We start from the raw sequence: 24024 nt of genomic DNA on the forward strand, positions 1-24024 counted from the left end.
GTCTAGCGGAAAGACGGCCGCGCAGGAGGCGTTCGGCCAACTCCCGGGACCCCGTCGGCCGACGCGTTCGAGCAGGTCGGCGGGCATCTTCGGCGTGAGTTTCAACGCCGGAAATGGCGGCGGAATTCCCGCGTGGCGAAAAGTGATCAATCGAATCGGTGAGTTGCCCGGAAGCGTGCCCGCGGCACACACGTGTGGTGCATGATCCGATACCGAAGGTGCGTAATTCACCACGGGGAGGGACCGCATGGCGTACGGCGGCCATGGCGATCTGGTCGAGCAGCTGCAGCAGAAGCTGGACCAGGTCGAGCAGCACAAGCGGAACGGGGAGCAGCGGATGGCCGCGCTCACCCGGATGAAGGAACAGATTGGTGAGCTGTCGGTCACCGTCTCCTCCCCCGACCGGACCGTGACGGTCGTGGCGGGGCCCGGTGGCGGGGTGCAGTCGGTCCGGGTCAGCGAGGACGCGCTCGGGGGAAGCGCGATCCAGCTGTCCTCGACGATCACCAGCACGATCCGCGAGGCGGTCGCCGCGGCGGCGCGGCAGCAGGCCGCGATCGTCCAGGACGCCCTCGGCGAGCAGAGCAACGTGCTGGAGTCGGTGCTGGAGACCCAGGCCGAGGCGTTCGGCATGAGCGTGGCGGACCTCAAGGCGAAGCTGGCCGACGAACGGCCGGCCGCCGCGCCGCGGCCGATCGACCAGGGCGCGGCCTTCGCCGAGGAGGACTTCCTCGAGGAGCGGCCGGCGGAACGCCCGGCTCGTCCCGCTCCGCCGCCCCGGCGCGAACCGGCCGACGACGACTACATCGACCCGTTCGGGAACGCCTGATGGCCGGCGGGTTCCAGGTCGACGTCGAAGCCCTGCGCACCACCGCGGCGCGGGCGAGCGACCTGACGGGGAAGGTCTCGGAGCTGCAGCAGGCGACCTACGAGGCGGACGTGCCCGTGGTCTCGTGGGGACTGCTCGGAGCCGGCACCGCGTTCCCGGTGTACCGCGAAATGCTCGGCAAGCTGAAGGACCACCTGAACGAGATGTCCGCGGGCTACCAGTCGATCGGCGTGAAGCTGACCAGCGCCGCCGACGCGTACAGCTCGATGGACGACGAGGTGGTCCGCGCGTTCGGCGACGTCGCCGAGCTGCTCGACGAGACCGACGCGGGAACGGAGGCGATCTGACGTGCCCACGGATGCGGAGGCGCTGGCCGAGAACTTCGGCTCGGGCTACGACGCCGAGGAGGTCCAGGAGAAGCTCGACGACACCGCTCCGGTCAAGCTCTACTCCGGCGCCGATGACACCCTCGACGCGGGCTTCCAGCTCGGCGAGGACCTGGCGAAGGGTGACCTCGAAGCCCTCGTCGCGGACGGCACGGAGGCCTTCTCGACGGCCAGCTCGTTCGTCAACGAAGCCGCGAGCACCATCGGCGACATCGTGTCGGACCCGCTCGGCTGGCTGATCTCGAACGGGGTCGGTTTCCTGGTCAGCTGGATCAAACCGCTGGAGGACGCGCTCGAACTCGTCACCGGCGACCCGGACGCCCTGGAGGACGGCGCGAAGGCGTTCAACCAGCTCGGGGAGCAGATCGAGGCGCTGAAGCAGGAGACCGAGGAACTCCTGGCGAGCGGGCTCGCCAACTGGCAGGGCGACGGCGCCGAAGCCGCGGCGAAGCGGCTCAGCGAGTTCCGCGACGGGCTCTCCGGCACCGCCGGCGCGACGACCGAGCTGGCGACGCTGCTCGCGGTCAGCTCCGCGGTGATGAGCATCGCGAAGGACCTCGTGCTGAGCATCATCAGCGACTTCGTCGAGTGGCTGATCGTCACCTGGCTGGCCGCGCTCGCCGCCACGGTGGTCACGCTGGGCGGCTCGGAGGCCGCGGCGGCGGCCGCCACCGGGGTCCGGGCCGCGACCGAGACGTCCAAGGTCAGCCGCTGGATGCAGAAGCTGACCACCGTCATCGACAAGATCAAGAGCCTGATCGACAAGATCAAGGCGTTCCTGGAGAAGATCCCGGGGTTCAAGAAGCTCGCGGACGCCGTCGGCAATGCCGGGGACAGCCTCAGCCCGGAGAAGGTCACCGACAAGGTCGCGCAGCAGCTCACCGATGGCGTGCTGAAGGAGAACCTCGGCAAGGAGGCCGCGGACGGCATCCTCGACCGGGCCAAGCAGGCAGGCAGGGACGCGATCGAGAACGGCGAGACACCCAACCTGACGCGGGACCTGCGCGGGGCGATCAGCGACACGATCGGCGAGCAGGCCGGCGGGAAGCTCAAGGAGTTCGCCGGCGAGGCCGTGAAGGACCAGGTCATCTCGATGCAGGAACGCCCCGGCAGCGAGGAGGTGCCGGGCAGCGAGCGCAAGATCCCGGACGTCCCCGGCACGATCGACAAGGCCCAGCAGACGTTCGACGATTTCACCGAGAAGGCCGGGCAGGCCGAGGACCACGGCGACACCGGCATGTCCGACGCCGAGATCAGCGGCAAGCTCGACTTCTGACCCCCACGAAACGGGGCCCCAGGCGCGCGCCTGGGGCCCCGTTCCACGTCGGGACGGCTACTCGTCCTCGTCGGGCTTCGCGTGGTCCGGCCTGCCCGGGTTGGGGTCCCTCGACAGGTCGATCGCCGGGTGGGTGGGTGCGCCCTCGGGCGCGGCGTGCCGTCCCCTCGACGGCGCCTCCTCCGGGGCCTGCTCTGCGTTCACAACGCCCTCCTCGTGTCGCTCGTGTGAACTCGGGCCTCACGCTACCTCCGCGCCCCTGCCCGGACACGACGAAGCCCCCGGCTCCGAAACCGGAGCCGGGGGCTTCACACAACTACCGATCAGCGGAAGTCGCGACCGAAGTCGTAGTCGTCCAGCGGAACCGCGGCGCCGGTGCCGGTGCCGAACACGTCCGGGGTGTAGTAGCCGTCGTCGTAGGACGGGATGGCGTACGCCGCCACCCGGGCCTCCTCCGTCGGCTGCACCTGGATGTTGCGGTACCGGTTGATGCCCGTGCCCGCCGGGATCAGCTTACCGATGATCACGTTCTCCTTGAGGCCCACGAGCTTGTCGCTGCGGCCGTTGATCGCCGCGTCGGTCAGGACACGCGTGGTCTCCTGGAACGACGCCGCCGACAGCCACGAGTCCGTGGTCAGCGAGGCCTTCGTGATACCCATCAGCACCGGGCGGCCCGAGGCCGGCTCGCCGCCCTCGGCCACGACCGACCGGTTCGTGCTCTCGAACTTGGTCCGCTCGGGCAGCTCGCCCGGCAGGAAGTCCGTCGAACCGGAGTCGATGATCGTCACCCGGCGCAGCATCTGCCGGACGATGACCTCGATGTGCTTGTCGTGGATCGACACACCCTGGGCCCGGTACACCTTCTGGACCTCTTCCACGAGGTGCATCTGCGCCTCGCGCGGGCCCATGACACGCAGCACCTCGTGCGGGTCCGGCGTGCCCTCGAGCAGCAGCTGGCCGACGTGCACGTGGTCGCCGTCCTGCAGCGGCCCGTTCGGCGTGTTGGCCAGGCGCTGACGCTTCGACAGCTTGTCGAAGACGATCTCCTCGCCACCGTCGTCCGGGATGAGCGTGATCTTCCAGAACCGCTCGCTCTCCTCGATGCGCACGCGGCCATCGACGTCGGCGATCGGCGCCTTGCCCTTCGGCACCCGGGCCTCGAACAGCTCGGTGACACGGGGCAGACCCGTGGTGATGTCGTCACCGGCGACACCACCCTGGTGGAAGGTACGCATCGTCAGCTGGGTACCCGGCTCACCGATCGACTGGGCGGCGACGATACCGACGGCCTCACCCACGTCGACGAGCTTGCCGGTCGCCATCGAGCGGCCGTAGCACATGGCACAGACACCGACGGCCGACTCGCAGGTCAGCACCGAGCGGACCTTGACCTTGGTGACACCGAAGGCGATCAGCTTGTCCATCGCCGGGTCGGACAGGTCGTCGCCGGCGTTGAGCACGACGTTGCCCTGGTCGTCGGTGACGTCCTGGGCGAGCGTCCGGGCGTACACGCTGGTCTCCACGTGCGCGCCGCGCAGCACGGTGCCGTCCGGCTGCTTCTCGCCGATCGGCCGGGTCACGCCGCGGGTGGTACCGCAGTCGGTCTCCCGGACGATGACGTCCTGCGACACGTCCACCAGACGACGGGTCAGGTAACCCGAGTCGGCGGTCCGCAGCGCGGTGTCGGCCAGACCCTTCCGCGCACCGTGGGTGGCGATGAAGTACTCCGCCACCGACAGGCCCTCGCGGAAGTTCGACTTGATCGGGCGCGGGATGTACTCACCCTTCGGGTTCGACACCAGACCACGCATACCGGCCAGCGACCGGACCTGGGTCATGTTGCCCGCCGCCCCGGACTTCACGATCATCGAGATCGGGTTGTCCTCGGGGAAGGCGTCCTCCATGATCTCCGCGACCTCGTCGGTGGCCTGGGTCCACACCTTGACGAGCTCGTTGTTGCGCTCGGCGTGCGAGAGCTGACCACGCTGGTACCGCTTCTCCACCTGCGCGGCCTTGGCCTCGTACCGGTCGAGGATCTCCTTCTTCTCCGGCGGCACGATGACGTCGAACATCGACACCGTGACACCCGAGCGGGTGGCCCAGTAGAAGCCGGCGTCCTTGAGCCGGTCCAGGACCTGCGCGACCTGCGTCATCGAGTAGCGCTCGGCGAGGTCGTTCACGATCGCCGCCTGGCGCTTCTTCGGCAGCGGCTCGTTGATGTACGGGTAGTCCGCCGGCAGCAGGTCGTTGAACAGCACCCGGCCCAGGGTGGTCTCGGCCAGCCACGGCTGACCGGGCTCCCAGCCCTTCTCGGTGAGCTCGGCGACCTGGGTCCGGTTCGGCTGACGGTCCTTGATCCGGATCTTGATCGGCGCGTGCAGGCCCAGCGTCTTGCGGTCGAAGGCCATGATGGCCTCGGCCGGGGAGCTGAACGCCTGGCCGGCGCCGACCGCGTTCTCGTCGAGGCGGGTCAGGTGGAACAGACCGGTGACCATGTCCAGACGCGGCATGGCCAGCGGGCGGCCCGACGCCGGCGAGAGGATGTTGTTCGCCGACAGCATCAGGATCCGGGCCTCGGCCTGCGCCTCGGCCGACAGCGGCAGGTGCACCGCCATCTGGTCACCGTCGAAGTCCGCGTTGAACGCCTCGCAGACCAGCGGGTGCAGCTGGATGGCCTTGCCCTCGACCAGCTGCGGCTCGAAGGCCTGGATGCCCAGCCGGTGCAGGGTCGGCGCGCGGTTGAGGAGCACCGGGTGCCCGGTGATGACCTCTTCCAGCACGTCCCACACCTGCGGGCGGGCCCGCTCCACCATCCGCTTCGCGGACTTGATGTTCTGCGCGTGGTTCAGGTCGACCAGCCGCTTCATGACGAACGGCTTGAACAGCTCCAGCGCCATGTCCTTGGGCAGACCGCACTGGTGCAGCTTCAGCTGCGGACCGACGATGATGACCGAACGGCCCGAGTAGTCGACGCGCTTGCCGAGCAGGTTCTGGCGGAACCGGCCCTGCTTGCCCTTGAGCAGGTCGGACAGCGACTTCAGCGGCCGGTTGCCCGGGCCGGTGACCGGACGGCCGCGGCGGCCGTTGTCGAACAGCGCGTCGACGGCCTCCTGCAGCATCCGCTTCTCGTTGTTGACGATGATCTCGGGCGCGCCGAGGTCGATCAGCCGCTTGAGGCGGTTGTTCCGGTTGATCACCCGGCGGTACAGGTCGTTGAGGTCCGAGGTGGCGAAGCGGCCACCGTCGAGCTGCACCATCGGGCGCAGGTCCGGCGGGATCACCGGGACCGCGTCGAGGACCATGCCGCGCGGGTCGTTGCCGGTGGCCTGGAAGGCCGCGACGACCTTGAGCCGCTTCAGCGCGCGGAGCTTCTTCTGCCCCTTGCCGTTGCGGATGGTGTCGCGCAGCTTCTCGGCCTCGGCGTTGACGTCGAACTCGGTGGCCAGCTTCTGGATGGCCTCCGCGCCCATGCCGCCGGTGAAGTACTCGCCGTAGCGGTCGTACAGCTCGCGGTACAGGGTCTCGTCGGCGATCAGCTGACGCGGCTCGAGCTTGGTGAAGGTGGTCCAGATCTCCTCGAGCCGGTCCAGCTCGCGCTGGGCCCGGTCGCGGAGCTGCTTCATCTCGCGCTCGCCGCCCTCCTTGACCTTGCGGCGCACGTCGGACTTCGCACCTTCGGCCTCGAGCTGGGCGAGGTCGGCCTCGAGCTTCTGCGCGCGCGCCTCGATGTCGGCGTCGCGCTTGGCCTCGATGTTCTTCCGCTCGACGCTGATCTCGTTCTCCAGCGTCGGCAGGTCGTTGTGCCGCAGCTCGGTGTTCACGCCGGTGATCACGTAGGCCGCGAAGTAGATGATCTTCTCGAGGTCCTTCGGCGCCAGGTCGAGCAGGTAGCCCAGGCGGGAGGGAACACCCTTGAAGTACCAGATGTGCGTGACCGGCGCGGCCAGCTCGATGTGGCCCATCCGCTCACGGCGCACCTTGGCGCGAGTCACCTCGACACCACAGCGCTCGCAGATGATGCCCTTGAAGCGGACCCGCTTGTACTTGCCGCAGTAGCACTCCCAGTCCCGGGTGGGGCCGAAGATCTTCTCGCAGAAGAGCCCGTCCTTCTCCGGCTTCAGGGTGCGGTAGTTGATGGTCTCCGGCTTCTTGACCTCGCCGAAGGACCACTGACGGATGTCGTCGGCGGTCGCCAGGCCGATCCGGAGCTCATCGAAGAAGTTGACGTCCAGCACGTCGTTGCATCCCCTTTGGGGTTGATTCGGCTAGAGGAGTCGGCTACCGGGAGCGGGGCCGCGGGAGGTGGCCCCGCTCCCGGTCGCTACGTCATTGCACGACGTCGTCCACCGAGGGCGACTCGTTGCGGGACAGGTTGATGCCGAGGTTGGCGGCGGCGCGCTCCAGGTCCTCGTCGTCGGAGTCGCGCATCTCGATCGCGGCGCCGTCACTGGAGAGGACCTCCACGTTCAGGCACAGCGACTGCAGCTCCTTGAGGAGAACCTTGAACGACTCGGGGATGCCCGGGTCGGGGATGTTCTCGCCCTTGACGATCGCCTCGTACACCTTCACGCGGCCGACCACGTCGTCCGACTTGATCGTCAGCAGCTCCTGCAGCGTGTAGGCCGCGCCGTAGGCCTGCATCGCCCAGCACTCCATCTCACCGAAGCGCTGACCACCGAACTGCGCCTTACCACCCAGCGGCTGCTGGGTGATCATCGAGTACGGGCCGGTGGACCGGGCGTGGATCTTGTCGTCCACCAGGTGGTGCAGCTTGAGGATGTACATGTAGCCGACGGCCACCGGGTACGGGAACGGCTCGCCGGACCGGCCGTCGAGCAGCGTCGCCTTGCCGTTCTCCTTGACCATGCGCTCGCCGTCCCGGTTGGGCCGGGTCGACGCGAGCAGGCCGGTGAGCTCCTCCTCCTTGGCGCCGTCGAACACCGGGGTCGCGGTGTTCGTGCCGGGCTCGACGTCGTAGAGCTCCTCGGAGAGGTTCTGCGCCCACTCCGGGTTGCCCTCGATCTTCCAGCCCTGCGAGGCGAGCCAGCCCAGGTGCAGCTCGAGGATCTGGCCGATGTTCATCCGTCGCGGCACACCGTGGGTGTTCAGGATGATGTCGACCGGGGTGCCGTCCTCCATGAACGGCATGTCCTCGACCGGCAGGATCTTGCCGATGACACCCTTGTTGCCGTGGCGGCCGGCGAGCTTGTCGCCCGGCTGGATCTTCCGCTTCTGCGCCACGTAGACGCGGACCAGCTCGTTCACGCCCGGGGGCAGCTCGTCGGCGTTGCCCCGCTCATCCTCCTCGCGGGAGAACACGCGGACGCCGATGACCTTGCCGGTCTCGCCGTGCGGCACCTTCAGCGACGTGTCGCGGACCTCGCGGGCCTTCTCGCCGAAGATCGCGCGGAGCAGGCGCTCCTCCGGGGTCAGCTCGGTCTCGCCCTTGGGCGTGACCTTCCCGACCAGGATGTCGCCGTCGCGGACCTCGGCACCGATGCGCACGATGCCGCGCTCGTCGAGGTCGGCCAGGACCTCCTCGGAGACGTTCGGGATGTCCCGGGTGATCTCCTCGGCGCCGAGCTTGGTGTCGCGGGCGTCGATCTCGTGCTCCTCGATGTGGATCGAGGTGAGCACGTCGTCCTGCACCAGGCGCTCGGAGAGGATGATCGCGTCCTCGTAGTTGTGACCCTCCCACGGCATGATCGCCACGAGCAGGTTCTTGCCGAGCGCCATCTCGCCCTGGTCGGTGGACGGGCCGTCGGCGATGACCTGACCGGCCTCGACGCGGTCGCCCTCCGAGACGATCGGGCGGTGGTTGAAGCAGGTGCCCGCGTTGGTGCGGCGGAACTTGTGCAGTCCGTAGCTCTTGCGGGTGCCGTCGTCGTGCATGATCGTCACGAGGTCGGCCGAGAGCTCCTCGACGACACCGGCCTGCTCGGCGAGGAGCACGTCACCGGCGTCGACCGCGGCACGCAGCTCCATGCCGGTGCCGACCAGCGGCGACTCGGCGCGCAGCAGCGGCACGGCCTGGCGCTGCATGTTGGCGCCCATCAGCGCGCGGTTGGCGTCGTCGTGCTCGAGGAACGGGATCATCGCGGTGGCGACCGACACCATCTGACGCGGCGACACGTCCATGTAGTCGATCTCCAGCGGGTCGAGCAGCTCGACCTCGCCACCCTTGCGCCGGCCCAGCACCTGGGTCTCGGCGAAGTGACCGTCCTCGGTCAGCGGCGCGTTGGCCTGCGCCTTGACGTAGCGGTCCTCCTCGTCGGCGGTCAGGTAGTCGACCTGGTCGGTGACCCGGCCCTCGACGACCTTCCGGTACGGCGTCTCGATGAAGCCGAACGGGTTGACCCGCGCGTAGGAGCACAGCGAGCCGATCAGGCCGATGTTCGGGCCTTCCGGCGTCTCGATCGGGCACATGCGGCCGTAGTGCGACGGGTGGACGTCGCGGACCTCCATGCCGGCGCGCTCACGGGACAGACCACCGGGGCCCAGCGCGTTGAGGCGGCGCTTGTGGGTCAGGCCCGACAGCGGGTTGTTCTGGTCCATGAACTGCGACAGCTGCGAGGTGCCGAAGAACTCCTTGATCGCCGCCACGACCGGGCGGATGTTGATCAGGGTCTGCGGCGTGATCGCCTCGACGTCCTGCGTGGTCATCCGCTCGCGGACGACGCGCTCCATGCGGGACAGGCCGACCCGGATCTGGTTCTGGATCAGCTCGCCCACGGTGCGGATGCGGCGGTTGCCGAAGTGGTCGATGTCGTCGACCTCGACCGGGACCTCGTTCTCGCCCTCGCCCATCTTGGTCTCACCCGCGTGCAGGCGGACCAGGTACTCGATGGTCGAGACGATGTCCTCTTCGGTGAGGGTGCCGGTCTCGTACGGCAGCTTCAGGCCCAGCTTCTTGTTGAGCTTGTAGCGGCCGACCTTGGCCAGGTCGTAGCGCTTCTCCTTGAAGAACAGGTTCTCCAGGAGCGTCTGGGCGCTCTCCTTGGTGGGCGGCTCGCCCGGGCGCAGCTTGCGGTAGATGTCGAGCAGCGCCTCGTCGGTGCCCGCGGTGTGGTCCTTCTCGAGCGTCGCGAGCAGGGTCTCCGAGAAGTGGAACCGCTCGCGGATCTGCTCGGTGGTCCAGCCCAGCGCCTTCAGCAGCACGGTGACCGGCTGGCGGCGCTTGCGGTCGATGCGGACGCCGACGGTGTCGCGCTTGTCCACGTCGAACTCGAGCCACGCGCCGCGGCTCGGGATGATCTTGACGCTGAAGACGTCCTTGTCGGTGGTCTTGTCGACGCTGGTGTCGAAGTACACGCCGGGCGACCGGACCAGCTGGGACACCACGACACGCTCGGTGCCGTTGATGATGAAGGTGCCCTTCTCGGTCATCACGGGGAAGTCGCCCATGAAGACCGTCTGGGACTTGATCTCGCCGGTGTTGTTGTTGACGAACTCGGCGGTCACGAACAGCGGGGCCGCGTACGTCATGTCCTTGTCCTTGCACTCCTCGACGGAGGCCTTGACCTCGTCGAAGCGCGGGTCGGAGAAGGACAGGGACATCGAACCGGAGAAGTCCTCGATCGGGGAGATCTCGTTGAGGACCTCTTCGAGGCCGCCGACCGGGTTCTCCTCGCCCTCGTTCACGCGGCGCTCGAACCACTTCTCGTCACCGGTGAACCACTGGAAGGACTGGATCTGCACGTCCAGCAGGTTGGGGGTGGGGAGGGGTTCGCGAATCTTCGCGAACGAGACCCGCTTGGGGGCTCCGGGAATTCCCGTCGGGTTCGGCTCCGTTACAGCCGAGGTGGTCGCAGCAGTGGCCTGGTTCGCGGGAGAGACTGCCAAGATGCGTCCTTCCGGGGACAATGAGCGGTGCGCAGCCGCGTTAGCAACAGCTAAAGCGACTGTCAAGGGTGCCGTGTGCCCACTATCCTAGCTTCCGTCTTCGGGCAGCCTGAAAGAGGGCAGCGCAAAGAAGCAGTCTAGCCTGAACGACGCGTTCTGTCGAGGGGGCCGCTCGATGGGGCCCGCACCTCGATCACGACGTGCTCAGGCATCGCCTCCCGACAGGCCCTCCCGCAGGGCGCTGCCGTTGGCGATAAGCGTGAACCCCCGGCGCCGAAGAGTCAAGATGCCACGCGGCGAACCCGCCGGTTGGCGCAACGCGATCGCGGTCCGTACACGGCCTCGACCTGGGGATTCGTGTTTGTGGCGGCGCCCGGGGACGGATGCGGTCACCAGGGGTTGCGGGCTGGGTCACGCCGGTCCAAGATCGTCCCCGGGTGTTGTTGCGGGGCCCCGCGAAAGCGGCGCGGGGCCCCGGTGCGGCCGTCGCGGAGAGGCACTCGCGGCGGTTTGGAGTGGCGCGCTTCACGGCCGTGGGGGCTGTCGAGGGGCCGGGACGGCGGTGGCTGGTGCCCGGGTTGCAGCGGCAGGGTGCGCACGACTCGGCGCGGCGGTGCTCGCGGCGCGGCCGCTGGGTAGGCACGCCCCGGAATGATGGGCGGCCAGCCTAGCCAGGCGCGGCCGCAGCACGCGGCCGCCCAGGAACAGCAGATGCCCCACCGGGGCGCGGCGGCGTCCGGTCGAGCGCGCCCTGTTGCGGCAGGGTTCCCACGAACAGCAGAAGTCCCACCGCCCGGGGCGCGGCGGTATCCGAGCCAGCGCGCCCCACCGCGGCAGGGTGCGCACGAACACCAGAACGCCCCCACCGGCCGGCGGCTCGGCGGGGGCGTCCGGAATGGATCAGCGGGACGGTGCCGGGGACGCGGGCGGCGCGCTGGACGGCGCTGGCGTCGGCTGGGTGGCTGTGTACGTGTCCAGCGCCGAGACCTTCCACTCGCCGTCGACGTACTGCATGTTCAGCCACAGCTGCGCGCTGCCGCTCGCCGTCTGGTTCTGGTCCGTGCGCGTCGAGGTCTGGTCGACGAACACCATCACCTTCGCGCGGTCGCCGTCGAGCATGATCACCGCGCTGCGCGTCGCCTTCACCGTGACCACGATCTTCTGCTGCGGGGCCAGCCGCTCGACCTCGCCGAAGATGGCGTTGTACTTGGCCTTCACCTCGTCGTTGAGCAGCAGGTTCTTCGCCGCGTCCTGGGTCTTCGCGATGTTGTTGAAGTCGTAGGAGAACAGCGACTCGGCGGCACCCGTGGCGGCCTTGCTGACCTCCGCCGTGCGGGCGGTGTCCAGCAGCGCCGTGTTCGACATCATCTCGTCGACCCGGTTGCCCTCGATCTTGAACCACACCGCTAACCCGGCCAGCACCAGCGCCAGACCGAACAGCACGCCGGCCAGCACGTACGGGCTCGTCTTCCGCCGCTCCCCCGCAGCCGTCGGCTCCTCGTCCGACGTGGCTGCTTCGGCCTCGGCGTAGCTCTCCGGCTTCGGCTCGCCCTCGTCGCGGGCCTTGGGCCGCGGGCTGGGCCGTCGCGGCTCGGCCGGGGCCTCGGCAGCGGCCTCGGGCTCGGCGACCTCGAAGTCATCGACCTCCGGTTCGGGCGCCGCGGCCCGGCCCGTGACCTCCTCGGTCTCGGCGTACTCCTCGTCGCGGGGCCTCGGCGAGGGACGCCGGATCCCGGCGCCGGCGACCTTGGGACGGCGGCGCACCGGCGGTGTCTGCCGGCGAGACGGTGGCATGACTGGTCCTCTCCTCGTACGCCTGCGGCGACCGTTACTGCCCGCTCACGAGCGGCACCGACCCGATCCCGGACACCTTCCACTCGTCCCCGACCCGGGTCATCTGCACCTCCAGCCGCAGCGGCTTGGCGACCGGCTGCGCGCCCTCCTTGGCGACCAGCGTGCTGATCGCGGCCAGGAAGCTCGCCTTCCCGCCGTGCAGGTCCAGCTCCTCCACCCCGATGTCCTGCACCGTGGTGGTCACCTTGGTCTTGGCCTCGGTCATGGCCTGGCGGTAGTTCTGCTCGGTCGCGGTGATCTGGTCGGCCAGCTCCTGGGTCGACACGGCCTTCTGCTGGGCGAAGTAGCCGTCCGGGTTGGTGTAGTCCAGCTCCGTGTACGCCTTGACCGCCGTGGTGCCCGCCTTGACCACGTCGTCGCGGGCCTGGGCCAGCGCCAGGTTGTCGTCGGTGGAGGCGACCCACCACTGGACCCCGAAGATCCCGGCGACGATCAGCGCCGCCGCGGCCAGCGCGGCCGTGCCCAGCACCAGGTACCGGCCCAGCTTGTCCCCGGTGGCCGGGTCCTCGGCCGGCGGATCCGGGAAGCCGGCTTCCTCGGTCCGTGCCTCGTCCGAACTCATAGCTCTCCAGAGTAGGTAGGTCGGGTGTGGGCGGCGTCAGCCGGGCAGTCCCAGCAGGGCGGACAGGCTGGTGATCGAGACGCCCGGCGAGCCGACGACGCCGGGGGTGCCCCGCATGTACGCCAGCTGCTCCTCGTCGCGGTTCGAATTCTGCGCGACCTCCTGCGGCGAGGGATCCACCGGCACCCCGTTGTACGGCGCGTTCTGCGCACCGCGCACGCCGATCGGGCTGCCCGCGGGCTCCGCGCAGTAGGAGTTCAGGTTCGGCTCCCGCGGCGTGGTCTCGGCACCCGTGCGGTACTGCTCCGGGCTCATGTAGCCCTTGGTGCACACCGGCGGGTCGAACAGGTTGAGCGCCAGCCCCAGGTGCGCGGTGCCGTCGCCGGGCGCCACGCTGCGGGCGCCCACCGCCAGCACCGGGTAGCTGACCAGCACCTGCTGGATGCCGTCCTGCCGGGTCAGCAGCAGGTTCGACGTGGTCAGCAGGTTCGCGGTCAGCTCGCCGAGCCCGGGCCCGAGGTCGGTCACGAACTGGTTGAGCGTCTGCGCCGCGCCCGGGGCGACCTCGATCAGCCGCCGGATGTCGGCGTCGGAGCCCTTCAGCGTCGCCGACAGCTCGTTGAGGTTGCGGCTGAACTCCTTCAGGTTGCCCGCTTGCTGGTTCTGCGTCTGGAGCACCCGCTCACCGGAGTCGAGCAGCTGCACGGTCTGCGGCAGGTACTGCTGCGCGGTGGCGGTGAAGTCCCGCGCGGTGTCCAGCAGCTGCTGCAGGCCCGGGCCGGTGCCGTTGAACGCGTTGTAGGACTCGTCGACGACGGTCCGCAGCGCGTCCTTCGGCACCGAGGAGGCCAGGCTGTCCAGGCCGGTGATGATCTGGTCGGTGCCGATCGGCACCTGCGTCTTCGCGGCGGGGATGACCGACCCGCCCGCCAGGTACGGCCCGCCGTCGGCGACCGGCCGCAGGTCGACGAACTGCTCCCCGACCGCCGACCGGTTGGCGACGACCGCCTGCAGGTTCGCCGGCACCCGCGGGGTGTCCGGGTCGATCTCCAGGTCGGCCTCCAGGCCCTCGGCGGTGAGCCGCAGCTGGCCGACCTTGCCGATGTTGTAGCCGCGGTAGGTGACCTCGGCCCCGGTGAAGATGCCGCCGGACTGGGTCAGCTCCAGCTTGACCGTGTACCCGGTCTGGCCGAACACCTGCCCGAGCCCGGCGAACCGGATCAGCGCGTACACCACGGCCACCACGGAGATGACCAGGAACGCGACCAGTTGGATCTTCGTCTTGCGGACCAGCATCACGCACCTCCCGCCAGCAGGCCGAAGATGCCCGCGACCCCGGTCTGTTGCGGCTGCGCCCCGGTGGCCCCGGTGGCGCCGGTGGCCGCTGTGCTCTGCGGTGCGACCTGGAGCGGCAACGGCAGCGGCGGCGGCTGGTTGGCCTGCTCGCCCTCGACCCCGCCGGTGAGGCCGGCCAGGCTGTCCGGCAGCACCCCGGCCAGCGGGTTCTGCCTGCTGCGGCTGAGGTTCTGCAGCACGTTCTGCAGGTTCAGGTCGATCTTGGCGTAGAGGTTGAAGTAGTCGCCCTTGACGCCGTCGATCGCCGCGTCGGTGAACGGGTAGGTCAGCAGGATCTCCAGTGACTTGGGCAGGTCGGCGCCGGCCTCGCCGAGCTTCTGCAGCGTCGGCAGCAACGCGCGCAGGTCGGCGACCAGGTTCTCCTGGCTCTTGTTCAGCGTGTCCACGGTGACGCCGGAGAGGTTCTGCAGCGCCTGGAGCATGGTGACCAGCTGGGTGCGCTGCTGCTCCAGGATCCCGATGCCGGGGCCGAGGTCGTCGATCGCGTTGACGATCTGGTCCTTCTGCCCGGCCAGCGTGCTGGAGAGCCGGTTCAGGCCGTCCAGCGCCCGCGTGATGTCGCCGGACTGGGCGTCCAGTGTGGACACCAGCTGGTTGGCGTTGTCCAGCAGGCGCCGGATGTCCGGCTCGCGGCCCTCGGTGGCGGCGTTGAGCTCCTTGGTGATGGTGTTGAGCTGCTCGACCCCGCCGCCGTTGAGCAGCATGGACAGCGCGCCGAGCACCTCCTCCACCTCGACGCTGCGGTTGGTGCGGGCCAGCGGGATCTCCGCGCCGTCGGCGAGGGTGCCCTGCGCGAGGTCCTCGCCCGGCGAGGCCAGCTCGACGTACTTCTCCCCGAGCAGGCTGGACTGGCGGATGTTGGCCAGCGCGTTGGCGGGCAGCTTGACGTCGCCGTTGAGCTTGACCGTCACCTCGGCGTGCCAGCCGTCCTCGGTCAGCCCGATCGACTCGACCCGGCCCACCGGGACCTCGTTGACCTTGACCCCGGCCTGCGGCACGAGGTCGAGCACGTCGGCGAACTGGACCTTGACCGTGTACGGGTGGTCGCCCAGGTCGGCGCCGCCGGGCAGCGGCACGTCGTAGATGCCGCCGAACGAGCAGCTGGTCAGGGTCAGCGCCGCCGCCAAGCCGGCGGCGGCGAGGGCGAGTGGCTTCCTCACTGCGACGCCCCCGTTCCGTAGACGGTCTGCGCCAGCGGGAGCGGCAGCGGCGGCAGCTGGCCGTTCTGCAGCGCGTGCACGGTCTGCGCGACCGACGGCAGCGGCACCGCGCCATCCAGCAGCGGCGCCACCGAGCTGCACAGGTTGCCGATCGCGTCCAGCGCCTCCGGCGTCTGCTTGAGCAGGTTGCAGATCATCACGATCGGCGGCTGGGTCAGCTCGTTGAGGTTGGCCCGCGCGTCGAGCGTGCCCGACGAGCCGTTGTAGGCGTTGATGACGTTGTTCAGGCCGACCGGCGCGACGTCGAGGATCTCGGCGAGCGCGCTGCGCTGGTCCACCAGCACCTGGGTCACGCTGGCCAGCTTGTCCACGTTGGACTTCAGCCGGTCGGAGTGGTTGTTGATGAACTGCTGCACCGTGGCGAGCGTGGTGCCCAGCTGCTGCACCGTGGCGGCGAGGTTGTCCTTCTCCCCCGCCAGGTAGCCGGAGACGTCGGCCAGCCGCTGCTCGAACTGCCGCACCTGGTTGTCGCTGTTGGCCAGGGTGGTGGTGAAGTCGGCCAGGTTGGCGACCGTGCCGAACAGGTCGTCCTTGTTGCCCGACAGCGTCCGCGACGCCTGGCTCAGCTTCGTGATGGTGTCGTGCAGGGCCTGGCCGTTGCCGTCCATGTTCTGCGCCAGCGTGGTGAGCAGGTCCGACAGCGAGCCGTTGGAGTTCACCCCGTTCGGGCCGAGCGACCGGCTGATCTTGTCCAGGCTCTCGTAGAGCTGGTCGACCTCGATCGGCACCGCGGTCTTCTCCAGCGGGATGGTGGCGCCCTCGCTGATCACCGGGCCGCCGGTGTAGGCCGGGGCGAGCTGCACGTACCGGTCGCTGACCAGCGACGGCGCGACGATCGCGGCCTGCGCGTCGGCGGGCACCTGCACCGCGCGGTCGTACTCCATGACGACCTTGACCCGGTCGCCCATCGGCTCGACCGAGGTCACCTTGCCCATGTCGACGCCCAGCACGCGCACGCTGTTGCCCACGTAGAGGCCGGTCGCGCTGGTGAAGTAGGCGGTGACGTGCTTCTTGTCGGCGTCCTTGAGGGTCCACCAGAGCACGCCGGCCACGACGAGACCGAGCACGCACGCCGCCGCGATGCCACGCGCGAGGGATCGGCCGAAGCGGGTCTCCGTCATTTCTGGTTGCACCCCTCTTCGTTCAGGGGGCCGATCGAGGGCAGGATCAGACCGCAGATGTAGTTGTCGAACCAGTGCCCGTTGCCGACGGTGTTGGTGAACACGCGGATGTAGGGCGCGAAGCGGGCGATGCCCTGGGCCAGGTTGTCCTGGTTGCGCTGCAGCATCGCGGTGAGCTGGTCCAGCGAGGTCAGCACCGGCGTCAGCTGCGCGTCGTTGTCGCTCACCAGTCCCTGCAGCTGCCGGGACAGCTCCTGCGCGCCGGTCAGCAGCGTCGAGATCGCCTGCTCACGGGCGGCGACCTCCTGCAGCACCAGGTTGCCGTCCTGCAGCAACCGGGTGAGCTGCTGGTCGCGGTCGGCCAGCGTCTGCGAGATCTGGTTGGTGTTCTGCAGCAGCTGCGCCAGCTCGGTGTCCCGCTTGGCGATCGTGTCGGACAGCTGCGACAGGCCGTTGAGCGCGCCACGCACGTTGTCGGAGGTGCCGGACAGCGTCTGGGACAGCACGTCGAAGGATTGGGCCAGCTGGTCCGTGTCGATGTCGTTCACCGTGGTCGACAGGTCCCGGAACGCGTCCAGCACGTCGTAGGGCGCCAGCGTCCGTTCCTTCGGGATCGGCGTGCCCGGGTCCAGCGCCTTCTCCCCGACCGGGTCGAGCGCCAGGTACTTCTGGCCGAGCAGCGTCTTGATCTTGATCGCCGCCGCGGTCTTGTCGCCGAGCCAGGTGTCCTTGACCTTGAACGTCACCTTCACCGACGCGCCGTCCAGCGTCACGTCGGTGACCTTGCCGACCTTCACCCCGGCGACGCGCACCTCGTCGTCGGCCTTCAGGCCGGCCGCCTCGGTGAACTCCGCCTCGTAGCTCGTCCCGGCGCCGATGATCGGCAGGTCGTCGGCGTTGAGCGCGGCGACGAAGCCCAGCAGCATCAGCACGAGGCCGACGACCGCGATGGGCACCGGGTTGCGGGACTGGAAGCTCCTCATGATCCACACCGGTCCCGGGTCTGCGGCATGATCGGCAGGTTGATCTCCTGGTTGATCAGCGGCGGCAGGGACACGCTCCCGGTCGCCGAGCAGAGGTAGAAGTTGAACCAGGAACCGTAGTCGGCCGTGCGCGCGAGCGTCGTGACCTTCTGCGGCAGGAACTGGATGAAGTGCTCCACCACCGGCTCGCTGTCGTTGAGGTTCTGGGCGAGCCCGCCCAGCGCCGAGATGTCGTTCTTCAGCGGTTCGCGTGCCTCGTCCAGGAAGCCCGCGGTGGTGGTGGCCAGCCCGCCCAGCGCGTCGATCGCGTCACCGATCGAGTCGCGGTCCTGCGCCAGTCCGGTGGTCAGCCGCTGCAGCTTGTCGATCAGGTCGGTCAGCTGCGGGGTGTGCGCGTTGACCGCGTCCAGCACTGTGTTCAGGTTGGTCACCACCTGGCCGATCACCTGGTCCTTCTGCGCGATCGTGGTGGTCAGCGACGCGGTGTGGGCGAGCAGGCTGTCGATCGTGCCGCCCTCGCCCTGCAGGACCTGGATCAGCTCGTAGGACAGCTTGTTGACGTCCTCCGGGTTGAGCGCGCGGAACAGCGGCTTGAACCCGTTGAACAGCTCGTCCAGGTCCAGCGCCGGGGTGGTGCGCTCCAGCGGGATCGTGCTGCCCGGCTCGAGCGTGCCCTTGCCGGTGCCCTGGCCGAGCGAGAGGTACCGCTGGCCGACCAGGTTGCGGTACTTGATCTGCACCGTGACCCCGGCCGGCAGGGTGCGGCCCTGGTCGACCTCGAAGTCGATCTGGGCCTGGCGCCGGTCCACGATCTTGACGTTCGTGACCTGGCCGACCTTCACGCCCGCGATGCGGACGTCGTCACCGGGCAGCACGAGCGTCGCGTCGGTGAAGCGGGCGCTGTACCCGGTGGTGTCCTGGGTGTTGATGTTGGCGATGCTGATGCCGAGGATCGCCGTGAACAACACGGTGATCACGATGAAGATCGTCAGCTTGATCAGCGGCGCGACCAGTCCCCTCACTTGACCGTCACCTCCGCACCGCGGTAGAGCGGGCCCACGAGCAGGCCGGACCAGCCCGGCATGGCCGCCGGGTCGAGGCCGGCCACCGGGCCGACGAGCTGGGACAGGAAATCGAGCTCGGCCCGGCTGTTGGCCGGGTTGCCGCCCGCCGCGCCACCGCCGCCGTTGTAGCCGCCGGCGTCGGCGATCGTGTTGGCGGGCTGCAGGCCGTCACTGGCCGACTTCGACGCCGGGGTCGGCTGGGCGCCGTCCTTGATCGGACCCTCCGGCGGGTACTGCGGGAACGGCTGCGGGAACTCCTTGACGTTGTAGCAGCGCGGGCCCCGCTTGTCCTCGAAGCGCGGCTCGTCGCGGCCGGCCACGTACGGCCCGCGGGTGGTGACGATCTCGATCGTCGCGTGCAGGCCGGGCTGGTTCGTGCCCTTGCCCAGCGCCTGGTCCACGAAGGGCACCAGCTCGGCCATCGACCCGAACAGGCACGGGTACTCCGGCGCGTACTTCGCCAGCAGCTCGGCCGTCGGGCGCGAGTTCTCGGCCAGGCTGATCAGGTTGCTCGCGTTCGCGCTCACGAACGATTCCAGGGTCTGCGAAGCGGCGGTCACGTTGGCGTAGAGGGCCTGCAGGTTCTGCTGCTCGTCGAACACCGTCTTCGTCGTGGTCGACAGGTTGTCCAGCGTCTGCACCAGATCCGGCGCCGCGTCGGACAGGTTGTCGGAGAACTTCGCCAGCTCCTGCAGGTTTTCCCGCAGCTGCGGCAGGTGCGGGTTCAGGTCGCCGAAGTAGGTGCCCAGCTCGGACAGGGTCTGCCCGAGCGTCTCGCCGCGGCCCTGCAGCGCGGTCGAGATCGCGGTCAGCGTGGTGGACAGCTTCTCCGGCTGCACGGCCTGCAGCACCGGCAGCAGGTTGTCCAGCGCCTGCGACAGCTGGACGGCGTCCTGCGTGCGGTCCTCCGGGATCACGTCACCGGCGGCGATCGTCTTCGCCGACGGCCGCTCCGGGATCTCCAGCGACACGTACCGCTCGCCGAACAGCGTCTTCGGCAGGAACCGGGCGCTGACGTTCTCCGGGATCAGCTTCGCCGACTCCGGGTCCAGCGCGAGCGTCAGCGTGGTGCCCTCGGCGCTCGCGTCGATCGACTTCACCGAGCCGACGATCAGCCCGCGCACCTTGACGTCGGACTGCGGCAGCAGCTGGTTGCCGACCTCGCCGGCCTGCAGCTTCACCTCGACCGTCGGCGTGAACGCCTTGTTGTACATGGCGATCGACAGCGTGACGCCCGCCGCGAGCACCACGATCAGGAGCAGGCCCAGCAGCCTGCGACGCAAGGTCACCACTGTGTCCTCACCCCGCGATCCGGACCGTCACCGAGGTTCCCCAGATGGCAAACCCGATGAAGAAGTTGATGATGGCGACCGTGACGATGCTCAGCCGCACCGCGCGGCCCACCGCCACACCCACGCCGGCCGGGCCGCCGGAGGCGCGGTACCCGAAGTAGCAGTGGGTCAGGATGATCACGACGCTGAATATCAGCACCTTGATGAACGAGTAGAAGACGTCTTCGGGAGGTAGGAACAGGTTGAAGTAGTGGTCGTACGTACCTGCCGACTGCCCGTAGATGTAGATGACGACCAGCCGCGACGCCAGGTAGGACGACAGCAGGCCGATCACGTACAGCGGGATGACCGCGACGAACCCGGCGATGATCCGGGTGGTCACCAGGTACGGCAGGCTCGGCACGCCCATCACCTCGAGCGCGTCGATCTCCTCGGAGATCCGCATCGCGCCCAGCTGAGCGGTGAACCCGGCGCCGACGGTCGCCGACAACGCCAGCCCGGCGACCAGCGGCGCGATCTCGCGGGTGTTGAAGAACGCCGTCAGGAACCCGGTGAACGCCGACGTGCCGATCGAGTTCAGGGCCGAGTAGCCCTGCAGGCCGACCAGCACACCGGTGAACAGGGTCAGGCCGATCATCACGCCGACCGTGCCGCCGATGACCGCCAGCGAACCGGAGCCGAAGCTCACCTCCGCCAGCAGCCGCAGGACCTCCTTGGTGTAGCGGCGCAGCGTACGCGGCGTCCACGCCAGCGCACGGGCGTAGAACGACATCTGGTCGCCGAAGTTGTCCAGGATCTCCAGTGGACGGGTGGCGATCCGCTTCGCCGTCTGACCGATGCTCGCCATGATCAGCTCAGCTTTCCGGGGACGATCTGCAGGTAGATGAGCGTGATCACGAAGTTCACGACGAACAGCAACAGGAACGTGATGACGACGGACTGGTTCACCGCGTCACCCACGCCCTTCGGGCCGCCGGCGGGGTTCAGCCCGCGGTAGGCGGCGACCACGGCCGCGATGAAGCCGAAGATGAGCGCCTTGATCTCGCCGACCCACAGGTCGGGCAGCTGCGCCAGCGCCGAGAAGCTCGCCAGGTACGCGCCCGGCGTACCGCCCTGCAGCACGACGTTGAAGAAGTAGCCGCCGAGCACGCCGATGACGCTGACCATGCCGTTGAGCAGCAACGCGACGAGCATCATCGCCAGCACGCGCGGCACGATCAGCCGCTGCACCGCGGAGACGCCGAGCACCTCCATCGCGTCGATCTCCTCGCGGATGGTGCGCGCGCCGATGTCCGCGCAGATCGCGCTGCCGCCGGCGCCCGCGACGCGCATCGCGGTCACCAGCGGGGCGGCCTGCTGCACGGTCGCGAGCACGCTGCCGGCGCCGGTGTAGGACTGCGCGCCGAGCTGACGCGCGAGCGACCCGAACTGCAGCGAGATGACCGCGCCGAACGGGATCGCGACGAGGGCCGTGGGCAGGATCGTGACGCTCGCGATGAACCACGACTGCTGGATGAACTCCCGCAACTGGAACGGCCGCTGGAAGAACCCGCGGATGATGTCCAGCCCGAGGGCGAACAACTTCCCGGTCTCACGCAGCATTCCGAGTCCGGGAACCTTGGCCGGGGAGGCCGTCGAGCTCATGCCTCACCGGCCCCCGGGCCACGCAGCCGGTCGGTGGTCTCGGTTCTGGACCAGCCCGACTGCGGCATGTGGGCGATTTCCTCCTGCGGCAGCTGCCCCTGGTGCTGCGTCGGCAGCGGATGGGTCGGGGCGGCGTGCCTGCTGCCGGTGTGCACCGCGCGGCGCGGCGTGACGCCGTAGTGGCGCTGCTCCTCCGGCGACAGGGACTCGATGATCCCCTCCTGCGCCGCGGGCGGGAGCGTGTGCAGGATCTTCATGACCCGGTCCTTGCGGCGGATCGCGCCCTGCCGGGTCGGCACGCCCGGGGTCGGCTGCATCTGGGCCGGGATGCCGGTGACGTCCTCGACACCGCCGGCGTGGTGGCCGGCCTCGAACATGGCGCGCTCGGCGGCCATCTGGGCGGTGTCCTTCTCCTCGGACATACCGATCGGGCCGTCCATGCGGCCGTTCAGGAACTGCTTGACGACCGGCTCCTCGCTGGTCAGCAGCACCTCGCGGGGGCCGAACATGACCAGCTCCTTGCGGAACAGCATGCCCAGGTTGTCCGGCACCGTGCGGGCCAGGTTGATGTTGTGCGTGACGATCAGGAACGTGGCGTCGATCTGCGCGTTCACGTCGATGAACAGCTGCGAGATGTAGGTGGTGCGGACCGGGTCCAGACCGGAGTCCGGCTCGTCGACCAGGATGATCTCCGGGTCCAGCACCAACGCCCGGGCCAGGCCGGCGCGCTTGCGCATCCCGCCCGAAATCTCGCCGGGCAGCTTCTTTTCGGCACCGGCCAGACCGGTCATCTCGAGCTTTTCCAGGACGATCCGGCGGATCTCGGTCTCGGATTTCTTGGTGTGCTCGCGCAGCGGGAAGGCGACGTTGTCGTAGAGGTTCATCGACCCGAACAGCGCGCCGTCCTGGAACAGGACACCGAACAATTTTCGCGTTTCGTACAGCTTGTGCTCGCTGCACCGCACGATGTCCACGCCGTTGATGACGCACTTGCCCCGGTCGGGCTTGAGCAGCCCGATCATGGACTTCAGGAACACCGACTTACCGGTGCCCGACGGGCCCAGCATGACCGACACCTCGCCCGGAGGCAGTGTCAAGGTCACGTCCCGCCAAATGCTCTGCCGCCCGAAGGACTTGGTCAGACCCTCGATGACCACCTCGGCACCCATCGAACCTCCCGCAGCTCCGACGCCGTGGATCAACACCCTGGCACACGCCTGCCCGGCGTCAACAGGGTGCAACGAGTCAAGTCCCGGGCAGGTTACTCATGAGTTTTGCAAGCCACAATCCAGGTGATCCGAAAAAGGCGGGCCACCGTGGAGGTGACCCGCCTTTTTCGAGATGCGAAATTCGCGACTACTTGACGCTGACCTTGGCGCCGGCAGCCTCGAGCTTCTCCTTGGCCGCGTTGGCGGCGTCCTTGTCGACCTTCTCCAGGAGCGGCTTCGGGGCGCCCTCGACGAGCTCCTTGGCCTCCTTCAGGCCCAGACCGGAGACGACCTCGCGGACGACCTTGATGACCTGGATCTTCTTGTCGCCGGCACCCTCGAGGATGACGTCGAACTCGTCCTTCTCCTCCTCGGCCGGGGCGCCCGCGGCGGCGGCACCCGGGGCGGCCACCGCGGCGGCGACCGGGGCGGCGGCGGTGACGTCGAAGGTCTCCTCGAACTTCTTCACGAAGTCCGAGAGCTCCAGCAGGGTCAGCTCCTTGAACGCGTCGAGCAGTTCGTCGGTGCTCAGCTTCGCCATGATGGCGTTCCTTTCCTAACGGGTGGTACGGGGTGGGTGGTACGTCAGCTCTCGGCGGGTGCCTCGTCGCCCTGCTGCTTGTCGGCCAGGGCCTGCGCGAGGCGGGCGACCTGGGACGCCGGGGCCTGGAACAGTGCCGCGGCCTGGGACAGCTTGGCCTTGAACGCGCCTGCCGCCTTGGCGAGGAGAACCTCGCGGCTGTCGAGGTCGGCGATCTGGTTGACCTCGTCGACGGACAGCGGGCGGCCGTCCATGTAGCCGCCCTTGATGACCAGGGCGGCGTTGTCCTTGGCGAAGTTCTTCAGGGCCTTCGCGGCGTCGACCGGCTCACCCTGCACGAAGGCGATCGCGGTCGGGCCGACGAAGAGGTCCTGGAGACCCTCGATGCCGGCCTCTTCCGCGGCCCGCTGCACGAGGGTGTTCTTCGCAACCCGGTACTTGGCACTGGTGCCGAGAGCGCGGCGCAGCTGGGACAGCTGGGACACGGAGAGGCCGTTGTACTGCGTGACGACGGTGGCCGAGCTGTTGCGGAAGTGGTCCGCGATCTCGGCGACGGCCGCCACCTTGTCCGGCTTCGCCATGGGTCGCCTCCTCTCTTGGCTGGTGTGACCGCCTTGTGCGAGGAGTCCCGGGAAGAAGAAAACGCCCACGCGCAGCAAGCACGGGGCGTCATCGGCGCACACGGGTGCACCGGCCTCGTTCTTCCTGCGCGGGCCGCCCCTTCTGCTCGGGGCACTTCGCTTCACGCCTGACGGCGTGAAGAACCAGCGGTCTTCGGTAGAACCGTCGTCCATCGTACCTGGTGGTTTTCGTGCCCGGCGCGGGGGCCGGTTTGCGCGGTGCGTG

19 protein-coding genes are annotated in these 24024 nt (G+C 68.9%); 3 read left to right on the forward strand and 16 right to left on the reverse strand.

The window, feature by feature from the left end:
- Nucleotides 1-247 precede the first annotated feature (247 nt).
- From D0D28_RS10470 to D0D28_RS10480, 3 genes are read left to right on the forward strand one after another with little or no spacing between them, the layout of a single operon-like run.
- Nucleotides 248-829: a YbaB/EbfC family nucleoid-associated protein gene (locus D0D28_RS10470; RefSeq protein WP_116110455.1), complete on the forward strand. Its 582-nt coding sequence runs from the start codon at nt 248-250 to the stop codon at nt 827-829.
- A complete protein-coding gene (locus D0D28_RS10475) occupies nt 829-1176 on the forward strand; it encodes a WXG100 family type VII secretion target (protein ID WP_094003895.1) in 348 nt (115 codons plus the stop codon). Before D0D28_RS10470 ends, D0D28_RS10475 begins: the two co-directional genes overlap by 1 nt.
- Before the next feature lies 1 nt (nt 1177).
- Nucleotides 1178-2491 (forward strand): WXG100 family type VII secretion target, encoded by a 1314-nt coding sequence (locus D0D28_RS10480; protein WP_116110456.1) that lies wholly within the window; start codon nt 1178-1180, stop codon nt 2489-2491.
- A 57-nt stretch (nt 2492-2548) separates the two neighbouring features.
- Here the strand turns inward: D0D28_RS10480 and D0D28_RS36110 are convergent, their stop codons facing one another.
- From D0D28_RS36110 to rplJ, 16 genes are all read right to left on the reverse strand, one after another.
- Nucleotides 2549-2695, reverse strand: a complete 147-nt coding sequence (locus D0D28_RS36110) for a hypothetical protein (RefSeq protein WP_094003893.1) — start codon at nt 2693-2695, stop codon at nt 2549-2551.
- 119 nt (nt 2696-2814) lie between these two features.
- On the reverse strand, nt 2815-6726 hold the full coding sequence (locus D0D28_RS10490) for a DNA-directed RNA polymerase subunit beta' (protein ID WP_094003892.1): 3912 nt from the start codon (nt 6724-6726) through the stop codon (nt 2815-2817).
- Between the two features lie 91 nt (nt 6727-6817).
- Nucleotides 6818-10333 carry a DNA-directed RNA polymerase subunit beta gene (locus D0D28_RS10495; protein ID WP_094003891.1) on the reverse strand — a complete coding sequence of 1172 codons (3516 nt, stop codon included), beginning with the start codon at nt 10331-10333 and terminating at the stop codon, nt 6818-6820.
- 900 nt (nt 10334-11233) lie between these two features.
- Nucleotides 11234-12127 carry a hypothetical protein gene (locus D0D28_RS10500; RefSeq protein WP_116110457.1) on the reverse strand — a complete coding sequence of 298 codons (894 nt, stop codon included), beginning with the start codon at nt 12125-12127 and terminating at the stop codon, nt 11234-11236.
- 34 nt (nt 12128-12161) lie between these two features.
- Nucleotides 12162-12749, reverse strand: a complete 588-nt coding sequence (locus D0D28_RS10505; RefSeq protein ID WP_094003889.1) for a hypothetical protein — start codon at nt 12747-12749, stop codon at nt 12162-12164.
- A 36-nt stretch (nt 12750-12785) separates the two neighbouring features.
- Nucleotides 12786-14045 carry an MCE family protein gene (locus tag D0D28_RS10510; RefSeq protein ID WP_094003888.1) on the reverse strand — a complete coding sequence of 420 codons (1260 nt, stop codon included), beginning with the start codon at nt 14043-14045 and terminating at the stop codon, nt 12786-12788.
- A complete protein-coding gene (locus D0D28_RS10515) occupies nt 14045-15265 on the reverse strand; it encodes an MCE family protein (RefSeq protein WP_094003887.1) in 1221 nt (406 codons plus the stop codon). Before D0D28_RS10515 ends, D0D28_RS10510 begins: the two co-directional genes overlap by 1 nt.
- Nucleotides 15262-16446 (reverse strand): MCE family protein, encoded by a 1185-nt coding sequence (locus D0D28_RS10520; protein ID WP_094003886.1) that lies wholly within the window; start codon nt 16444-16446, stop codon nt 15262-15264. Before D0D28_RS10520 ends, D0D28_RS10515 begins: the two co-directional genes overlap by 4 nt.
- Nucleotides 16443-17429, reverse strand: coding sequence for an MCE family protein (locus D0D28_RS10525; protein ID WP_116110458.1), 987 nt, complete (start codon nt 17427-17429; stop codon nt 16443-16445). Before D0D28_RS10525 ends, D0D28_RS10520 begins: the two co-directional genes overlap by 4 nt.
- Nucleotides 17426-18451 carry an MCE family protein gene (locus D0D28_RS10530; RefSeq protein WP_116110459.1) on the reverse strand — a complete coding sequence of 342 codons (1026 nt, stop codon included), beginning with the start codon at nt 18449-18451 and terminating at the stop codon, nt 17426-17428. The genes D0D28_RS10525 and D0D28_RS10530 overlap by 4 nt, the downstream gene beginning before the upstream one ends.
- The gene (locus tag D0D28_RS10535) at nt 18448-19785 is read right to left on the reverse strand and encodes an MCE family protein (RefSeq protein ID WP_205413221.1); all 1338 of its coding nucleotides are present in this window, start codon (nt 19783-19785) and stop codon (nt 18448-18450) included. The genes D0D28_RS10530 and D0D28_RS10535 overlap by 4 nt, the downstream gene beginning before the upstream one ends.
- Before the next feature lie 7 nt (nt 19786-19792).
- Nucleotides 19793-20632 carry an MlaE family ABC transporter permease gene (locus tag D0D28_RS10540; RefSeq protein ID WP_094003882.1) on the reverse strand — a complete coding sequence of 280 codons (840 nt, stop codon included), beginning with the start codon at nt 20630-20632 and terminating at the stop codon, nt 19793-19795.
- 2 nt (nt 20633-20634) lie between these two features.
- Complete coding sequence (locus tag D0D28_RS10545; RefSeq protein WP_162831029.1) at nt 20635-21429, reverse strand: MlaE family ABC transporter permease; 795 nt, start codon at nt 21427-21429, stop codon at nt 20635-20637.
- Nucleotides 21426-22598 (reverse strand): ABC transporter ATP-binding protein, encoded by a 1173-nt coding sequence (locus D0D28_RS10550; RefSeq protein ID WP_116110461.1) that lies wholly within the window; start codon nt 22596-22598, stop codon nt 21426-21428. Before D0D28_RS10550 ends, D0D28_RS10545 begins: the two co-directional genes overlap by 4 nt.
- A 187-nt stretch (nt 22599-22785) precedes the next feature.
- On the reverse strand, nt 22786-23178 hold the full coding sequence (gene rplL, locus D0D28_RS10555; RefSeq protein WP_116110462.1) for a 50S ribosomal protein L7/L12: 393 nt from the start codon (nt 23176-23178) through the stop codon (nt 22786-22788).
- 44 nt (nt 23179-23222) lie between these two features.
- Nucleotides 23223-23759, reverse strand: a complete 537-nt coding sequence (rplJ, locus tag D0D28_RS10560; RefSeq protein ID WP_094003879.1) for a 50S ribosomal protein L10 — start codon at nt 23757-23759, stop codon at nt 23223-23225.
- Nucleotides 23760-24024: the final 265 nt, after the last annotated feature.

Origin of the sequence: Amycolatopsis ruanii (genome assembly GCF_003385175.1) — a bacterium.
Taxonomy (GTDB): domain Bacteria; phylum Actinomycetota; class Actinomycetes; order Mycobacteriales; family Pseudonocardiaceae; genus Amycolatopsis_E; species Amycolatopsis_E thermalba.

Excerpts from the sequence above, each read along its gene's own strand:
- D0D28_RS10470 (WP_116110455.1), top strand. The coding sequence starts at position 248 with ATGGCGTACGGCGGCCATGGCGATCTGGTCGAGCAGCTGCAGCAGAAG.
- D0D28_RS10510 (WP_094003888.1), bottom strand. The coding sequence starts at position 14,045 with ATGCTGGTCCGCAAGACGAAGATCCAACTGGTCGCGTTCCTGGTCATC.
- D0D28_RS10525 (WP_116110458.1), bottom strand. The coding sequence starts at position 17,429 with ATGAGGAGCTTCCAGTCCCGCAACCCGGTGCCCATCGCGGTCGTCGGC.
- D0D28_RS10475 (WP_094003895.1), top strand. The coding sequence starts at position 829 with ATGGCCGGCGGGTTCCAGGTCGACGTCGAAGCCCTGCGCACCACCGCG.
- D0D28_RS10520 (WP_094003886.1), bottom strand. The coding sequence starts at position 16,446 with ATGACGGAGACCCGCTTCGGCCGATCCCTCGCGCGTGGCATCGCGGCG.
- D0D28_RS10550 (WP_116110461.1), bottom strand. The coding sequence starts at position 22,598 with ATGGGTGCCGAGGTGGTCATCGAGGGTCTGACCAAGTCCTTCGGGCGG.
- D0D28_RS10545 (WP_162831029.1), bottom strand. The coding sequence starts at position 21,429 with ATGAGCTCGACGGCCTCCCCGGCCAAGGTTCCCGGACTCGGAATGCTG.
- D0D28_RS10505 (WP_094003889.1), bottom strand. The coding sequence starts at position 12,749 with ATGAGTTCGGACGAGGCACGGACCGAGGAAGCCGGCTTCCCGGATCCG.
- rplJ (WP_094003879.1), bottom strand. The coding sequence starts at position 23,759 with ATGGCGAAGCCGGACAAGGTGGCGGCCGTCGCCGAGATCGCGGACCAC.
- D0D28_RS10500 (WP_116110457.1), bottom strand. The coding sequence starts at position 12,127 with ATGCCACCGTCTCGCCGGCAGACACCGCCGGTGCGCCGCCGTCCCAAG.
- rplL (WP_116110462.1), bottom strand. The coding sequence starts at position 23,178 with ATGGCGAAGCTGAGCACCGACGAACTGCTCGACGCGTTCAAGGAGCTG.
- D0D28_RS10540 (WP_094003882.1), bottom strand. The coding sequence starts at position 20,632 with ATGGCGAGCATCGGTCAGACGGCGAAGCGGATCGCCACCCGTCCACTG.